Origin of the sequence: Lactococcus sp. S47 (assembly GCF_016517475.1) — a bacterium.
GTDB classification, from domain to species: domain Bacteria; phylum Bacillota; class Bacilli; order Lactobacillales; family Streptococcaceae; genus Lactococcus; species Lactococcus lactis.
Genome location: NZ_JACVUB010000005.1, coordinates 172,635 through 188,539, shown reverse-complemented (window position 1 = coordinate 188,539; position 15,905 = coordinate 172,635). Strand labels below are relative to the sequence as shown.

General features: G+C 34.0%; 18 protein-coding genes. 4 read left to right on the top strand and 14 right to left on the bottom strand.

Going from position 1 to position 15,905, the window contains the following annotated elements:
* Positions 1 to 15: 15 nt before the first annotated feature.
* The 6 genes from IAE52_RS07135 to pheS all read right to left on the bottom strand — a co-directional run bounded on the left by IAE52_RS07135 (position 16) and on the right by pheS (position 6,303).
* On the bottom strand, positions 16 to 273 hold the full coding sequence (locus IAE52_RS07135) for a hypothetical protein (protein ID WP_004254880.1): 258 nt from the start codon (positions 271 to 273) through the stop codon (positions 16 to 18).
* Positions 270 to 530 carry a hypothetical protein gene (locus tag IAE52_RS07130; RefSeq protein WP_012898465.1) on the bottom strand — a complete coding sequence of 87 codons (261 nt, stop codon included), beginning with the start codon at positions 528 to 530 and terminating at the stop codon, positions 270 to 272. Before IAE52_RS07130 ends, IAE52_RS07135 begins: the two co-directional genes overlap by 4 nt.
* Positions 502 to 1,425 (bottom strand): ribosome small subunit-dependent GTPase A, encoded by a 924-nt coding sequence (gene rsgA / locus IAE52_RS07125; protein ID WP_033900841.1) that lies wholly within the window; start codon positions 1,423 to 1,425, stop codon positions 502 to 504. The genes IAE52_RS07130 and rsgA overlap by 29 nt, the downstream gene beginning before the upstream one ends.
* A 59-nt stretch (positions 1,426 to 1,484) precedes the next feature.
* A complete protein-coding gene (locus tag IAE52_RS07120) occupies positions 1,485 to 2,606 on the bottom strand; it encodes a 3D domain-containing protein (RefSeq protein ID WP_033900840.1) in 1,122 nt (373 codons plus the stop codon).
* Positions 2,607 to 2,832: 226 nt separating this feature from the next.
* The gene (gene pheT, locus IAE52_RS07115) at positions 2,833 to 5,226 is read right to left on the bottom strand and encodes a phenylalanine--tRNA ligase subunit beta (protein WP_109991307.1); all 2,394 of its coding nucleotides are present in this window, start codon (positions 5,224 to 5,226) and stop codon (positions 2,833 to 2,835) included.
* A gap of 36 nt (positions 5,227 to 5,262) precedes the next feature.
* Positions 5,263 to 6,303 carry a phenylalanine--tRNA ligase subunit alpha gene (gene pheS / locus IAE52_RS07110; RefSeq protein ID WP_004254858.1) on the bottom strand — a complete coding sequence of 347 codons (1,041 nt, stop codon included), beginning with the start codon at positions 6,301 to 6,303 and terminating at the stop codon, positions 5,263 to 5,265.
* Positions 6,304 to 6,756: 453 nt separating this feature from the next.
* Here pheS and IAE52_RS07105 point away from each other — a divergent pair, with 453 nt between their 5' ends.
* From IAE52_RS07105 to IAE52_RS07090, 4 genes are all read left to right on the top strand, one after another.
* On the top strand, positions 6,757 to 7,290 hold the full coding sequence (locus tag IAE52_RS07105; RefSeq protein WP_010906203.1) for a phenolic acid decarboxylase: 534 nt from the start codon (positions 6,757 to 6,759) through the stop codon (positions 7,288 to 7,290).
* A 235-nt stretch (positions 7,291 to 7,525) separates the two neighbouring features.
* The gene (locus IAE52_RS07100; protein WP_004254847.1) at positions 7,526 to 8,065 is read left to right on the top strand and encodes a PadR family transcriptional regulator; all 540 of its coding nucleotides are present in this window, start codon (positions 7,526 to 7,528) and stop codon (positions 8,063 to 8,065) included.
* Positions 8,066 to 8,232: 167 nt separating this feature from the next.
* Positions 8,233 to 9,711 carry a glycosyl hydrolase family 18 protein gene (locus IAE52_RS07095; protein WP_033900835.1) on the top strand — a complete coding sequence of 493 codons (1,479 nt, stop codon included), beginning with the start codon at positions 8,233 to 8,235 and terminating at the stop codon, positions 9,709 to 9,711.
* 19 nt (positions 9,712 to 9,730) lie between these two features.
* Complete coding sequence (locus IAE52_RS07090) at positions 9,731 to 10,393, top strand: lytic polysaccharide monooxygenase (protein ID WP_012898471.1); 663 nt, start codon at positions 9,731 to 9,733, stop codon at positions 10,391 to 10,393.
* Between the two features lie 43 nt (positions 10,394 to 10,436).
* On the opposite strand, the gene IAE52_RS07085 is transcribed toward IAE52_RS07090, so the two are convergent.
* From IAE52_RS07085 to IAE52_RS07050, 8 genes are all read right to left on the bottom strand, one after another.
* Positions 10,437 to 11,729 carry an adenylosuccinate synthase gene (locus IAE52_RS07085; protein ID WP_004254838.1) on the bottom strand — a complete coding sequence of 431 codons (1,293 nt, stop codon included), beginning with the start codon at positions 11,727 to 11,729 and terminating at the stop codon, positions 10,437 to 10,439.
* 272 nt (positions 11,730 to 12,001) lie between these two features.
* A complete protein-coding gene (locus tag IAE52_RS07080) occupies positions 12,002 to 12,622 on the bottom strand; it encodes a CadD family cadmium resistance transporter (protein WP_109991308.1) in 621 nt (206 codons plus the stop codon).
* A gap of 258 nt (positions 12,623 to 12,880) precedes the next feature.
* A complete protein-coding gene (locus IAE52_RS07075) occupies positions 12,881 to 13,039 on the bottom strand; it encodes a hypothetical protein (protein WP_004254823.1) in 159 nt (52 codons plus the stop codon).
* A 169-nt stretch (positions 13,040 to 13,208) separates the two neighbouring features.
* A complete protein-coding gene (locus IAE52_RS11550; RefSeq protein ID WP_015427075.1) occupies positions 13,209 to 13,493 on the bottom strand; it encodes a hypothetical protein in 285 nt (94 codons plus the stop codon).
* A gap of 247 nt (positions 13,494 to 13,740) precedes the next feature.
* Positions 13,741 to 14,418, bottom strand: coding sequence for a hypothetical protein (locus IAE52_RS07065; RefSeq protein WP_033900833.1), 678 nt, complete (start codon positions 14,416 to 14,418; stop codon positions 13,741 to 13,743).
* Positions 14,419 to 14,483: 65 nt separating this feature from the next.
* Positions 14,484 to 15,011 (bottom strand): pyridoxamine 5'-phosphate oxidase family protein, encoded by a 528-nt coding sequence (locus IAE52_RS07060; protein ID WP_109991310.1) that lies wholly within the window; start codon positions 15,009 to 15,011, stop codon positions 14,484 to 14,486.
* A 79-nt stretch (positions 15,012 to 15,090) separates the two neighbouring features.
* Positions 15,091 to 15,342 carry a hypothetical protein gene (locus IAE52_RS07055; protein WP_012898476.1) on the bottom strand — a complete coding sequence of 84 codons (252 nt, stop codon included), beginning with the start codon at positions 15,340 to 15,342 and terminating at the stop codon, positions 15,091 to 15,093.
* Positions 15,343 to 15,437: 95 nt separating this feature from the next.
* Entirely contained in the window at positions 15,438 to 15,761 is a 324-nt protein-coding gene (locus tag IAE52_RS07050) for an iron chaperone (RefSeq protein WP_033900831.1), read from the bottom strand.
* Between the last annotated feature and the right edge of the window lie 144 nt (positions 15,762 to 15,905).

Below are 15,905 nucleotides of genomic sequence, written 5' to 3'. Positions count from 1 at the left end.
TGAAACTAAAAACACTTATTCACCACTATTTTCTGATGAATCATCATGAAGTTCTTCTTTAATAATTGTTTTCCAAGATTCACCCTCACGTTTATGCTCTACAACTGTTGCCGCACGAACTCCAAGCATAATTGCTAAGCCTAAAGCAATGACGGTCAAGAAATTCATCACAAAGGCCAGACTTCCACTTTTGAAGACAAACATTTCTAAGATTTGGCAAATAAGCGCAAAAATAACCGCTAAAAAGGCTTCTGTTTTCAATCGTTTTTTCATTTTTCTTTGTCCTGTGAACTCTCTAAATCTTTTTTATCCTCTTTGGGCTGATTAGTTAATCCAAAAAAGACACGGTTTAACCAAAAAATAACAAAGAAAGTTGCAATAACCAAGAGGATAAATACAATAATCATCATTGTTTTTGACAAATCATTTTTAAAATAAATCGCTAAAATCCATGCTAAAACAAGGGCAAAAAAACCAGCTTGTTTTAACCAAATATTATCTTTAGCCCTGTTTTTTTCGTTTTTTCTCATAAGTTTCCCTCGTGTGATTAATTTCATCTAAAATCTGTAAATAATTATCATAGCGGCTCTCTAAAATTTCATGATTTTCTAGTGCCAGCTTGACTGCACAGCTGGGTTCATGCGTATGTGTACATTCGCGAAACTTGCAATCATGACTGATTCTTAAAATTTCAGGAAAAGCAGCATTTAAATCCGGCTGATTCGTCACTTCATAGTCTAGACTAGAAAATCCTGGTGTGTCAGCAATTAAGCCACCAGCCAATTCAAAAAATTCAACATGACGTGTCGTATGACGCCCACGTCCCAGTTTTTCTGAAGTTTCTCCCGTTTCCAGTTGCATTTCTGGTGCAATTTTATTTAGCAAAGTAGTCTTACCAGCGCCAGTTTGACCCATAAAGACAGTTACTTTTCCCGCTAAATTACTGACCAAATGCTTAGCATCAAAAAAAACATCATAACCAATTTGTTCATAATCACTTTTTATCTGTTCATAATCTGTCAGCTGATTAAAAGTCTTTTTATTCTTATCTGAGCCTTCCTGCATCTCTGTCAGTAAATCCAACTTAGAAATGTAAATCATCGGGTGAATATTTTTATGCTCTAAAAAAACCAAAAAGCGGTCTAATAAATTCAAACTAAAATTTGGGCTCACTGTTGACATAATAATCACAGCTTGATCAATATTAGCAATAGATGGTCGAATTAAAGAATTTTTTCGCTCACCAATTTTTAAAATATAACCTTCTGAATTTTCCTCAGTAGAAAATTCAACAAAATCTCCCACAACAGGTTTCATCCCTTTTTTTCTGAAATTACCACGCGCACGCGTCTGATAAACTTCACCTTCTGATTCTACATCATAAAAGCCTGCCAAAGATTTGACAATACGTCCATTTTTTATCATGTTCTCATTATACCAAAAAAAGGCTTCACTGTAAGCCTTTCATTATTTTTTAAAGTTTATTAACTCAAAACAGTGATTTGAATATTTTTCCGTCCCCAAGCAATTGCTTGGTCATTAGTTGGAAAATGGACATCAATGATATTCCCAATAATTGCTCCCCCAGTATCACCAGCAATTGCAATTCCATATCCTGGAACTTCAACAAGAGAATTCAAAGGAATAACACTTGGGTCAACCGCAATACAAATTGGATTTTTACTTAAATCAATTCCCGTTGCTGTAATCCCATTCAAAGCATAAGCCGTTGCTTCTACATTTAAAGTACGACCACCAGAAGTTGTTGTAGATGAGCCATTGTTAGCACCATCCGTTCCTTTATCGCTTGAAGCCTGTGAACTTTGAGAACTTGATGAGCTTGAGTTTTGAGTACTTGACGAACTTGATGAAGTCTTAGCCTTCTCTTGCTCCGCTTTAGCTTTAACCTCAGCTACCGATTTAGCCAATGCTTCATCGCGAGCTTTTTGTTCTGCTGCTGCTTTTTCTTGCATTTCACTCAAAAGTTGTTTATTAGAACTAATTTTATCCTTAAGCGATGAAATACTACTTTGCAAGCTATCTACTTGTCCTTGATAGTCATTTTGGTTTTTCACAAGAGATTCTTGCGTTTCTTCCAATTTAACTTTCATTGTTTTAAGTGAAGCTTCTTTTTCTATCAAAGATTTAGCTTGGTCAGCCTCGGCTGTCAAAACTACATTCAGATTGGTCAAACGTGTAATCATCTCTGAGAGATTTTTTGATGACGCAACGACATCAATATATGAGAACGTAGCCCCACCATTTGATTGTACTGCCCGCATTTGTTTTGCGACAGAAGCCTTGAGTTGAACAATATCATTTTCAGTTTCAGCAATTTTGCCTTCATATTCTGTGATTTTGCTCTTTGACTGCTTAACTTTTTCTTGAGCTTCTTGCGCTTGACTATAAATCTTATTCGCCTGCGCTAATTTGCTATCGAGTTCTGTTTGGAAGTTTGTAAGTTCTTGGTTGACTTCCGTTTGAGAGCTCTCAGCATTTACCTTTGTTACTCCTAAGAGATTAGATGGTAGTACTGACAAAATCATCAGTAAAGCTCCCACAAGTATTCCAACTTGTTTTATTTTTTTAGGAATTAAATTCTTCATACTTTGTCTATTCTAACATATCCCCTCAGGATTTTAATTGCAATATCTTTACTAAGATTAACATAATTTTAAAATAAATACAAAACGACACTTCCACAAGAGCCTTTTGATTTACTGAAAGCAAATTTTCATTCGCTTCTTTATTATTTATTTGCAAAAAAATCTCTATCAGTAAAATACCAATAGAGATTTTTACTGACAGTTTTTTTGTCAGTACTTTTTCAAATTAACGGATTTCTATATCCAATTTTTCCACAAGATTTTTTGTAATTTTATTGACCGCAGCCGTAATTTCATCATCTGTCATTGTATTTTCAACAGGTTGGAAAGTGAGACTGTAAGCCATTGATTTCTTACCAGCCGGTAAGTTTTTGCCTTGATAAATATCAAATAACTCAACTTGGCTAAGTGTTTTGACACGACTTGATTTAATGACAGAAACAATTTGTGCATGTGTCACTTCAGCATCAATCAAAAGTGCGATATCACGGTGAACAGCTTGAACTTTCGGAATGTCAGTAAAGATAGTTTGAGCTGGTAATTCTTCAAGCATCCCTTGCATATCAAGACCAGCAACATAAGTTTCTGCAATATCGTATTTTTTAGCTGTCGCCGGATGAATTTGTCCTACAAAACCAGCCACACGACCATTAATTTTAATGACAGCAGTCCGTCCTGGGTGCATCGCTGCTTGATTATTGCTTGGAATAAATTCTACTTCTTTGTATGCTTCGAGAAGGTTTTCCACAATTCCCTTAGCATAGTAGAAATCAACAGGAACAGCTTGCCCATTATATGATTTATCCACAACATTTCCAGAAATAGCAAAAGCAAGGTTTGGTACTTCTATCGGACGAATATCATCTGGATTTGGTAAGAAAATATTGCCAATTTCATAAATTGCCACATCAGCATTTTTACGATTCTGATTGTAATTTACAATATCCAAAAGTCCTGGAATCATGTTTGCACGAAGTGTTTGACGATCTTCGGTCATTGGCATCATAAGCGTTGTTGTTTCAAGCTGACCCACAAATTCAGTTGCTTTTTCTGGAGTTACAAGCGAATAACCAATAACTTCATTAAGCCCTGAACTTTCGAGACCTGTTCGCACCGTACGACGGAATTTTTGCATTTGAGTCAATTCACCAGCATTTTGTGAGGAAGGCAAAGTACTTGGCAAATTATCATAGCCATAAATACGAGCTACTTCTTCAACTAAATCAGCTTCAATATGAATATCCCAACGACGTGATGGGATTTCACAAGTAAATTTTTCACCCTCAACTTCAACCCCAAAGCCAAGTTGAACAAAAATTTTTTCCACAGTCTCAAGAGATAAATCTGTTCCCAAAGCACTATTAACACGACTCAAAGTAATTGATACTTTTGGCAAAATAGGTTGATAATCATTTGATTCAACAACACCTGAAAGAACTTTTCCACCAGCCAATTCAACTATCATTGCTGCTGCAAAATCAAGTGCCTCACGAACCGTTCCTTCATTAATTCCTTTTTCAAAACGACTTGATGCTTCCGAACGCAAAGCAAATTTTTGAGAAGTTTTACGAATTGAAGTCCCATCAAATAGAGCCGCTTCAAGGGCAACACTTGTTGTTTCGTCAGTAATTTCACTATCAGCGCCACCCATAACACCACCAAGCGCTACAGGAAGTCCATTTGCGGTAACCACAATATCAGAATCATCTAATTCACGTTCAACATGGTCTAAGGTTGTCATTTTTTCACCAGCCTTAGCTTGACGAACCAAAATTTCATCAGAACCAAATTTAGAAAAATCAAAACTATGCAAAGGTTGACCAAAAGCCATCAAAACATAATTCGTCACATCCACTACATTGTTGATTGGTTTCACACCAGCATTCATCAAACGGTTTTGCAACCATTGTGGTGATTTAGCAATCTTAACCCCTTCAATCAAACGAATTTTATATGTTGGAACCTTATCTGTTTCAACTTTTACTGCAATTTTACTTGCTGCTGATTCAGAAGCTTCTACTAAATCTTTCTTTTCTAATTGAACTGGTAAACCATAAATAGCACCAACTTCCCAAGCTGCCCCATGCATTGACAAAGCATCCGCACGGTTTGGTGTAATTGATAATTCAATGATTTCATCATCCATATCAAGATAAGAGAAAATACTATCACCAACTTTAGCATCCACTGGCATTTCAAAAATACCATCCTCATGCTTCATTGGATTAATTTTTTCATCAATCCCAATTTCATCAAGCGCACAGAGCATCCCGAGAGATTCAACTCCTCGAATTTTACCTTTTTTGATTTTATAATTATCAGCAATTCGAGCACCCACAAGTGCTACAATTACTTTCATACCCACACGAACATTTGGCGCACCACAAACAATTTGCAATGATTCTTCAGCTCCAACATTCACTTGTGTGATGTGTAAGTGTGTGTCAGGAATATCTTCACTTAATAAAATTTCTCCCACAACAAGTTTTGACAAACCTTCCATTGGACTTGTCACGCCTTCAACCTCAATCCCAGACGTTGACATCTTTTGTTCTAATTCAGCCGATGTCGCTCTAAGATTAGGCACCAACTCTTTTAACCATTTATATGATACTTGCATTTTATTTCACTTTCTATTCACAGTTTTTTGACTTTTTTATTTTCCAAATTGCTCTAAGAATCGTACGTCCCCTTGATAGAATCCACGAATATCATTGATTCCATAACGGAGCATCGCAATACGTTCTTGACCAAGCCCGAAAGCAAAACCAGAATAAACTGAAGAATCTAAACCAGACATTTCAAGCACATTGGGATGGACCATACCTGCACCAAGAATTTCAATCCAGCCGGTATGTTTGCAGACGTTACAGCCTTTTCCGCCACATTTGAAACAAGAAATATCAACCTCAACAGAAGGTTCAGTAAATGGGAAATAACTTGGACGCCAGCGTAATTCACGGTCTTGACCAAACATTTTTTTCATGACAAGGTCAAGCGTTCCTTTAAGGTCTGCCATTGTGATATTTTTATCTACAACCAAACCTTCAATTTGATGAAATTGGTGGCTGTGAGTGGCATCATCTGTATCACGACGATAAACACGACCAGGAGCAATCATGCGTAAACCCCCTTTAGAGAAATCATGAGCATCCATTGTCCGAGCTTGCATAGGTGAAGTATGCGTACGAAGTAAAACTTCATTAGTGATATAGAAGGTATCTTGCATATCACGAGCTGGATGATCTTTTGGAAGATTCATTCGCTCAAAATTATAATGGTCCGTTTCCACTTCATAGCCATCAACAATTTCATAACCCATTCCAAGGAAAATTTCTTCAATTTCTTCTTGCGTTTGAGTTAAGATATGGCGACTTCCTTTTTTCTGAGCTTTTCCTGGCAAAGTCACATCCAAAGTTTCTGATTCTAAAGCGGCATTCATTACTGCTTGTTCAATTTCCACTTTTTTAGCTTCAAATTTTGCCCCAAACTCATCACGAAAAGCATTGGCAAGTGCGCCAATAACTGGACGTTCTTCATTAGTCAGGTCTTTCATCCCTTTCAGAATTTCAGTCAATTCACCCTTTTTACCAAGCATCACAGTTCTTAAATTATTCAGTGTTTTTTCATCAGCAACAGAGAGTAAGTCAGACAAAGTCCGCTTGCGAAGGTCTTCAATTTTTTCTTGTAAGTTCATTTTTATCCTTTCAACTTATGAAAAATATATATTTGTTATTAAAAAGAGATTTGAGTCAGATTTAATAGAAAATAAAAAATACCACAACTCTCATCTCCAAAGGAGCGAAAGCCGCGGTACCATCCTATTTTATCACTTAATTTAATTATTTAATTCACACAAAAGCCTACCTTTTAGACTATCACTCTAAATGATAGATTAAAAATAGCTTTCTTTAGTAAGGTGAACTTCAATTGCAATTCCATATTGTGGCTTTCAGTCGGTGACCACAATTCCCTCAAATTTCATAGACAATCTACTCTTCTTACATCTATGCTTAATTTTATCACTTTCATAAGATTTGTCAACTTTAAGAAAGTGTATTTTTTTATCTTGACAAAACAAAAAACGTATTTTATAATAAATATATATTTAAAACATGTTTATAAAACTTGTTTAGAAAGAAGGAATTTAATGAAAACATTTAAAAGCTTAGAAGATTTTGTCGGAACACACTTTATCTATACCTATGATAATGGTTGGGAATATGAACTTTACGTCAAAAACGACCATACCATTGATTACCGTATCCATGGCGGAATGGTCGCTGGCCGCTGGGTCAAAGACCAAGAAGTTTCATTAGTGATGTTAACCGAAGGGATTTATAAAATTACATGGACAGAACCTACTGGTACTGATGTTGCCTTAGATTTTCTTCCAAATGAAGGAAAATTACATGGCATGATTTTCTTCCCGAAATGGGTAGAAGAACACCCAGAAATCACTGTCTGCTTCCAAAATGATTTTATTGACTTAATGCATGAATCTCGCGAAAAATATGAAACTTATCCTAAATATTTAGTCCCAGAATTTGCAAAAATCACTTATGCTGCTGAAGCAGGTAAAGATAATGACGATGTCGTCGCACAAGCTCCTTACAAAGAAATGACAAATGATATTCGTAACGGAAAATACTTTGACCAAAATTATAAAATGATTAAGCATTAATTTTCAAGTCAAAAATAATAAAGAAGAGACAAATAATATTTAATTTGTCTCTTCTTTATTTGAGAAATCAATAGAATACCAGCTTATCAACATTAAATAATTATCAATTTAGATTTCCTTAAATTTCGTTATATATAATAGAATAGACAGTTTTTTAAAAATGAAGTTTAAATTCTACATCAAAAATTTACAATTTACTATTTTTTGTGTATCATGGAAATAAAGGAGAAAAAATATGAGCCATAGAGATAAATTATCTTATATTATACTTGGACTTTTAAAGACCGAACCATTAAGTGGTTATGACCTTAAGAAAAAGTTTGAAAGTGAAGTCGGTGAATTTTGGCAAGCCAACACAGGGCAAATTTATCCTTCACTTAGAGTATTATTAAACGATCAAGCCGTTACTTTTGATGTACACATTGTAGGTGAAAAGTTAGAGAAAAAAACCTATCAAATTACTCCAAAAGGAATCGAACTATTTAACGAGTGGTTAAAACACCCTGTTGACCGCTATCCAATTCAAAAAGATGAATTCATGCTCCGCCTTTATTTTCTTGATGACAAAAATGAAGAAAATCTCCAAAAACTAATTGAAGAAGAAAGTATTGTCCACCAGAAAAAACTGGAATATCTGATTAAACGTCAAAAAGACCTCTTTGGTGAAGATGAAAAAAATAAAAAAAGTGGCCACTATTTGGTTTTAGATTTTGCTATTCAAAGAGAAACTTTTAAAAAAGAATGGTTAGATTCTTTACTTAAAGATTTAAAATAAGAAAAACACTAATATTTTATGAATATTAGTGTTTTTTTATCCTTCAAAAATAATTATTTTATAAACCTTTTTATTTTTAGTTAAGGAAAAAAATTGTTAAAATAAAGTTAGCGCTTACAGAACAAGATTCCGGAATCTTTAAAATCACTATTGTTTAGGAGATATTTATGATTTCAGTGAAAAAACGTAGAGAAATTAAGGCTTTTTTGGTAACAGCATCTATAGGAATTGTTGTATTAGGAGGGCAACAAGTCTTAGCAGATGCAGCTAGTGAAATGGTCAATCCAAAAGATAAAGTGCTTGTAGGTTATTGGCACAATTGGAAAGCAACAGGAAAAGATGGTTATAAAGGAGGAAGTTCTGCTGACTTCAATCTTTCAAGTACACAAGAAGGCTACAATGTAATTAATGTTTCCTTTATGAAAACACCTGAAGGACAAACCCTTCCCACTTTCAAGCCTTATAACAAAACCGATACTGAATTCAGAGCCGAAATTTCAAAATTAAATGCCGAAGGTAAGAGCGTCTTAATCGCTTTAGGAGGAGCTGACGCTCATATTGAATTAAAGAAAAGTCAGGAAAGTGATTTTGTTAATGAAATCATTCGTCTTGTAGATACTTACGGCTTTGATGGATTAGATATTGATTTAGAACAGGCTGCAATTGAAGCAGCAGATAATCAAACTGTTATCCCATCCGCTTTAAAAAAAGTTAAAGACCATTATCGAAAAGATGGTAAAAACTTTATGATTACGATGGCTCCAGAATTTCCTTATTTAACAAGTTCAGGAAAATATGCACCATATATCAACAATTTAGATTCGTACTATGATTTCATCAATCCTCAATACTATAATCAAGGAGGAGATGGTTTCTGGGATAATGATTTAAATATGTGGATTTCTCAATCAAATGACGAAAAAAAAGAAGATTTTCTCTATGGTTTAACTCAACGTCTCGTAACAGGAACAGATGGGTTTATTAAAATCCCAGCCAGTAAATTCGTTATTGGTCTACCATCTAATAATGACGCTGCTGCAACAGGTTATGTGAAAGACCCCAATGCCGTAAAAAATGCATTGAATCGCTTAAAAGCTTCTGGTAACGAAATAAAAGGTTTAATGACTTGGTCAGTAAATTGGGATGCTGGAACCAATTCAAATGGCGAAAAATATAATAATACTTTTGTAAATACATACGCCCCAATGCTCTTTAACAATCAACCGATTGAAGATACTGAAAAACCAACCTTGCCCACAATTTCAATTAGTAATGTGACTGCTTCTACTGCCACGATTCAAGGAAAATCTACAGACAATGTTCGCATTGATCACTATGAAATTAAGATTGGTACTCAATCATTTAAAAGTACTTCCGGCTTACAAGATGTGACTGGATTATCCAAAAAAACTGAATACAATGTTGAAATTGTAGCAGTTGACCCTTCAGGTAATCGTTCTGATACGGCCAGAGCTACATTTATGACACTGGACACATCAGCGGAAAATAATACTTGGCAAAAGGATAAAGTTTATGTTCAAGGTGATCGTGTTACTTTTAATGGAGTAAATTATGAAGCAAAATGGTGGAATACTGGCCAACAACCTGACCAATCAGGAGATTTTGGTCCATGGAAAAAGCTATAAATAGGAGAGGAATAAATTTATGAAAAAACTACTTACTGGTTTATTAGTTGCTGCAGGTCTACTCAGTGTCTCCCTTTTAATTAAAACAGATACTGTATCAGCTCATGGTTATGTTCAATCACCACCAGCCAGAGGCTATCAAGGACAATTAGATTCTCAAAGTTTAGGGTGGACCGCCGCTTTTAACATTTATGGAAATGTTATTAGTAACCCACAATCTTTAGAAGCACCTAAAGGCTTCCCGGTGTCTGGTCCCGCTGATGGTCGGATTGCTTCTGCAAATGGAGGCTTAGGGCAAATAGGCGACTTTGTTCTAGATAATCAAACTAGTTCACGCTGGAAAAAAACATCTATTAGTACAGGTTCTAACATCTTCACTTGGAAATACACTGCACCTCATAAAACAACTAAGTGGCACTACTATATGACCAAAACAGGTTGGGACCAAAATGCACCTTTAAAACGTTCAGAATTAGAACTTATAGGGACAATCAATCACGATGGGTCTCCTGCAACAAATAATCTCTCACATACGATTAACATTCCAACTGATCGCTCTGGATATCACATTGTTTTGGCTGTCTGGGATGTAGCTGATACTTCTAATGCCTTTTATAATGTAATTGATGTCAACGTCAATAATAAAAACTCTAGTTCACAAGTCTTTGGACCCTTCTTGTAAACAAAAAAAAGTCAGAGCATGCTCTGGCTTTTTTATTTTGACTTTATACGCCCCAAACTGATTCTAAAACATTAGTTTGTTCACGACCAGGACCTACTGAGAAAGTCGAGATACGTACGCCAACTAGTTCACCAACCCGACGAACATAGTTACGAGCAGCTTCTGGTAACTCTTCTAAAGTTCGGCATGAAGTAATATCTTCAGACCATCCTGGCAATTCTTCATAGATTGGTTTGCAATCTGCTAATTCCTTAAGTGATGCTGGATAATGAGTAATTTGTTCACCATTACTACGTTCGTAAGCAACACAAATTTTTACTGTTTCAAGTCCTGAGAGAACGTCAATTGAATTCAAGCTAAGATTTGTCAAGCCAGAAACACGTTTTGCATGACGCATTACGACTGAGTCAAACCAACCAACACGACGTGGACGTCCTGTTGTTGTTCCATATTCATGTCCTACTTCACGAATTTGATGTCCAACTTCATCAAAAAGTTCTGTTGGGAATGGACCATCACCCACACGTGAAGTATAGGCTTTACAAACACCAACAACTTTTGAAATTTTTGATGGACCCACACCAGAGCCAATTGTTACCCCACCAGCTACTGGGTTTGATGAAGTTACAAATGGATATGTTCCTTGGTCAATATCAAGCATTACCCCTTGCGCTCCTTCAAAAAGGACACGTTTTCCTGCATCAAGGGCATCATTCAAGATAACTGAAGTATCTGTCACATATTTTTTAAGTTGTTGACCGTATTCATAGTATTCTTCAAATATTTCTTCAAATTCGATTGGTTCTGAATCATACATTTTTACAAATTCACGGTTTTTAGCTTCAAGGTTTGTACGTAAACGTTCCTCAAAGATTTCTTTGTCAAGTAAGTCTGCAACACGAATTCCGACACGAGCTGCTTTATCCATATAGGCTGGACCAATCCCTTTAATGGTTGTCCCAATCTTCTTATCGCCTTTGGCTTCTTCTTGAAGGAAGTCTAATTTTTTATGGTAAGGCAAGATAACATGTGCACGGTCTGAAATACGTAAACTCTCTGCAGAAACTCCATTTTCAGCGAGATAAGCGATTTCTTCAATCAGTGATTTTGGGTTAACAACGACACCATTCCCAATAACGGAAATCTTTTCAGGGAAGAAAATTCCTGATGGAATAAGGTGAAGTTTGAACTTTTTGCCGTCGATGACGATGGTATGACCTGCATTGTCTCCCCCTTGATAACGGGCAATAACTTCTGCATTTGAGCTTAGGAAATCTGTAATTTTACCTTTTCCTTCGTCTCCCCATTGCGTTCCGACAACTACTACTGATGGCATAATATTCTCCTTTTGGATAGTTTTGACTATCCACTTTTCTTAAAATATTTTGCACGCTCCAAGTTCGCTTGGCTGGCATTTCTAAAAAACTTCTTCAACTTTTGAACTAATTTATCAAAAGTAAAAGATAAATCATTTCTTGAAAGCTCCTATCGCACTATTTTTTATTTTATCAAAAAACATCAAGATTTACTTAAAAAATCCTGATGCTTTTGATTAAATCTAAATTATCGTTCGGAAATACGGAACTTTTTTAATCTTTAAATTATGTTTTACAAAAAACTGAGAATTTTGGAGACTGTTCCACTTTCTAGTAAAACCATTATTCCAAGTATTATATAAACAAAAGCAAGAATCCAACGACTGTATTTTTCTAAAACGTCATGAAGGTGAGGAATTTTTGCAATTGTTTTTTCAAGAAGCCCTAAAATTAATATGTTTAAGGCAAAAATTATTATTGATAATAGCAAATTATTAGCTGACAATGTCATAAAAAATGGAGTAAACAAAGCAATATTATCCGCTCCACAACTCGCAAAAGAAATGATAATAACAGTTCCAAGCAAGCTTTTATTTTTCCTTTTTTGTAGCAATTCATCTAATTCTTCATCGTCATCATCATCCCCAAAGAATAAATATTTTATTCCTAGTCCTAAAGGAATCAGGCCCAGTAAACCCAAAATCCACTCTTCTGGAACAAGTTTTAGGATGACCGCAAAAAATAAACTGACCACTACAAGTGCAAAAGAACCAATTATTTGTCCCAAAGTAATAGATAAATGACTTTTTTTATCAAAACGAACATATAATATTGCTAGTAATATAAGTAAATCTAGGGCTGTTGCCCAGTAGATAACCGTTGAATTTATTATAACTGAAAACATATTAACCATTTTCTAACCTCTCAAAGCTATTGAGGATGAGCTTTTTCATTATTTTACTAAATAAAAAGCTATAAGCAACGGATTTAAGATTGACAACTTTAAATGCTTTGAACAATTTCCATGGATATTTATTATTTTTGTTACAACTTGTAAGTTTCGATTCTTTAAATTTTAGAAAACGAATAAAAGACAGGACAATATTCTTCAGTTAAGAGCTAGCAAAATATCCATTATACAATTATTATCAATTATATGACATTTGAGTTATCAATTTAGTGAAAGAAGCGAGATATTTTTTTCTTCAACTACTTTTAATTGACCATTTTCCAATTTTACAATACAGCTATGTTGATAATTTGATTCATCACCAAATATAACGGTAGCTTTCTGTCCATCAGCTAAGATGATGATGTCGCCTTTTTTCATGTTCTAAATTCTTTCTATTTTATAAAAATGGATTTTATCCAGTTGGATGATAGATTACATTTATCTTGAGATTATAGTTTGCACCCTAATACAAGTTTTAATATTTTAGCAAAATAAGCTATATTTTTTCGAATTATTAGTGCTAATTGTCTTAGAAAACTTTATTTTCTCAATCATTTATCGGAAATGCATCCATAGATTTTAGAGAACGAGCAACTGGGACAATTCTTTTACTTTTTTGTTGACTTTTAAAACCTAGAGTAATTTCAGAATTATCGTTAGGCAGCTTCTTAGCAATTTTAGAAACTATTTTTTGCAGGACTATAATTTTACTTTGTGCATAAGAATCCCCCATTTGTGAATCTATATTTATATTAAATAGCCTTTTTGAATCTCTTTCTTTTTTTGGATAAACTTCAATCATATCTCCTTTAGAAATATCTGCATTTGTCACATTATGAACGACTTTATAGCTCCATTCATAATTATCAAAAGTAAGCTTCGAATCCCCTTTAACAGCAAGTTCTGATTTTAAATCTGAAATTACTGAATCGTACTTGCTATTTTTATTCTTTGAGCATGACGATAGTGTTAATATTACAAGAAAAGTAAGACCCCATAAGATAATTTTTTCATAACTACTCCTAGTTGTTAAACTCTTATTCCATATCAATTTGTTTTTTTATTTTGTGATTGAAAAATTATGAATCATGAGGATATGTCCAATTTTTAGTGGTTGAATTATAATATGTTCTTGCCTCATTTATTATATTATCAAAAGTAGGAAGTCCTAATCCTCCATTTTCATAATGAGCTTCAGTATAAGCTCTTAAATGTTCAGGGAGTATTTCTTTTACTTTGTTTTCAATCGTTTCTGTACACTGCTTATAATCGCTATCATATTTTTCTTGAAACTGACTGTCACTATAACTTATTTTTGGTTCAGCATACATGGTAATGATATCTCGCAACATTTGTCTATGCCAAGCCTCTTTCTCAAGTTCAATAGATTTATATCCTTCTTCAAGTTTCTCCTGATCTTCTTGTGATAATTTTGATGAATCCTTGTAATCAATTGAAGAACCAGTATCTGTAGACTCCCTTTCTTTTTTGGAAGATTGAGAAGTGCTACTAGCAAAACTTGCTTGTGAACTCTTTGGACTGGGATAGAAAAAGATCGTTAATAAAATTCCTATCGCAAATATTAAAAGACTCACAATAACAGTTCCTAAAACAAGCACTATTTTTTTATTAGAGTTTGGAACACTAGACTCCTCGCGTACCAAGCCTAGTGAAAGAGCCTTTTCATAGTCTTCTTCATTAGGCTCACGCCCATTTACATTTTTAAAGGATTTCTCCCACTCCTTTTTTCTAATCATTTTCTACTCCAAATTTTCATAATTTATATAAAATCATTCTCTTTTAAAGAACATTTTTATGTCGCTTAACAATATAAGTCCGAAAAATTTCTAATTTTTTTCTCAGGATGGATATTTTGTTTTACAGTATATGAGTCCAATTCAATTTTTATTACTCCAACTCGCTCTAACATTTTTTCTGGCATGGGGTCGTATTCTTTTCCTTTTGCTGCATGCTCCATTAAAAGCTCCAATGCCACCCTCTTTTCGTCCAAATTTTCTATCATTTCTGCTTTTCCAAAACCAATCAAACTTTGATAAGCATAAGAATAAGTTGAAGCATTTTTATTTCCTTCAATTAGCTTATGATGACTATCCATTTCGATAGCAACTAAAGGATTTTTTTCTAGCATTGATACTTTCTTTCCTTCTTTTGCTCCATGAACATATAGTGTTAGTTGATTATTATTATCCCAAGAATAGCCGAAATTTACTGGTACTACATAGGGGTAAATTTCTCCATTTATGGCCAGACGAACGACTTGTACTTCTTCAACTAGTTTTTTAATTAGCTCAATATCTGTAACCTGTCTTTTGGCTCTTCTCATATCCATTGTTATTATCCTTTACTTCTGTATTTGTTCAATTAATTTATATTAAGTTTTTACATATGATTATTTTAAAATACCATTCTCAGGGCTTACTTATCCAACGAATCCATTCGGGCAAAGCTTCTTTTTTAGGCTTGTAACCTTTCTTAAACATCGTATAAAAATATTCTTTATTAAGACGTTCAAATCTATCTAAAAATGATTCATCTCCATTTTCATTTTTACGAACTGCATTGATAAAAGCAGTTAAAATAATCGCTATGACTAGTCCTATATAAATTAATATAAAAAAAGCAATAAATATTAATATTGGCCCAAGTGGTACAGTTCGCATAATTCACATTCTTTCTTTTAATAATTGGTTTCAGGATACATAAATTTACAAATACAAATAATTTTTATAGTTTATTATCAAAACACCAGTTAAATTTAATGGCCCAAGTTCCATTTTACAATCTCACTAACTAAGCGTTTGAGTTCATTGGTGTCAACATCATAAGGGACTTTTATGGTCCCTTTACTGCATTCGTATTGTTCTTTAAGAGACGCACTATTATTTTCAATGAAGTTTGGTTTGGGATAAATTCCTAAGTGCTTTTTTTGAGGACTTGCATAAATAAGGACATTCTTATCCTTAAACCATGCAGGCATTCCGTAGGAAATACGTTCTTGTACTTCAGAAAAGACCAATTTTACAGTTTCTCTGACAATGTTCATTAACTTATCATTTTTAAAATAATCTTCAAATTCCATAGCAGGCCTCTCTCATCTTCATTATCATTTTTTTGTTGTTTTTATTAATAATATGTTCAAAAAAAAATTTATTTACTGCTATTAGTTTATCAAAATCCTTTATTCTTAACAAACACTTTTAAGATTTCTCAAACATCAAAGGAA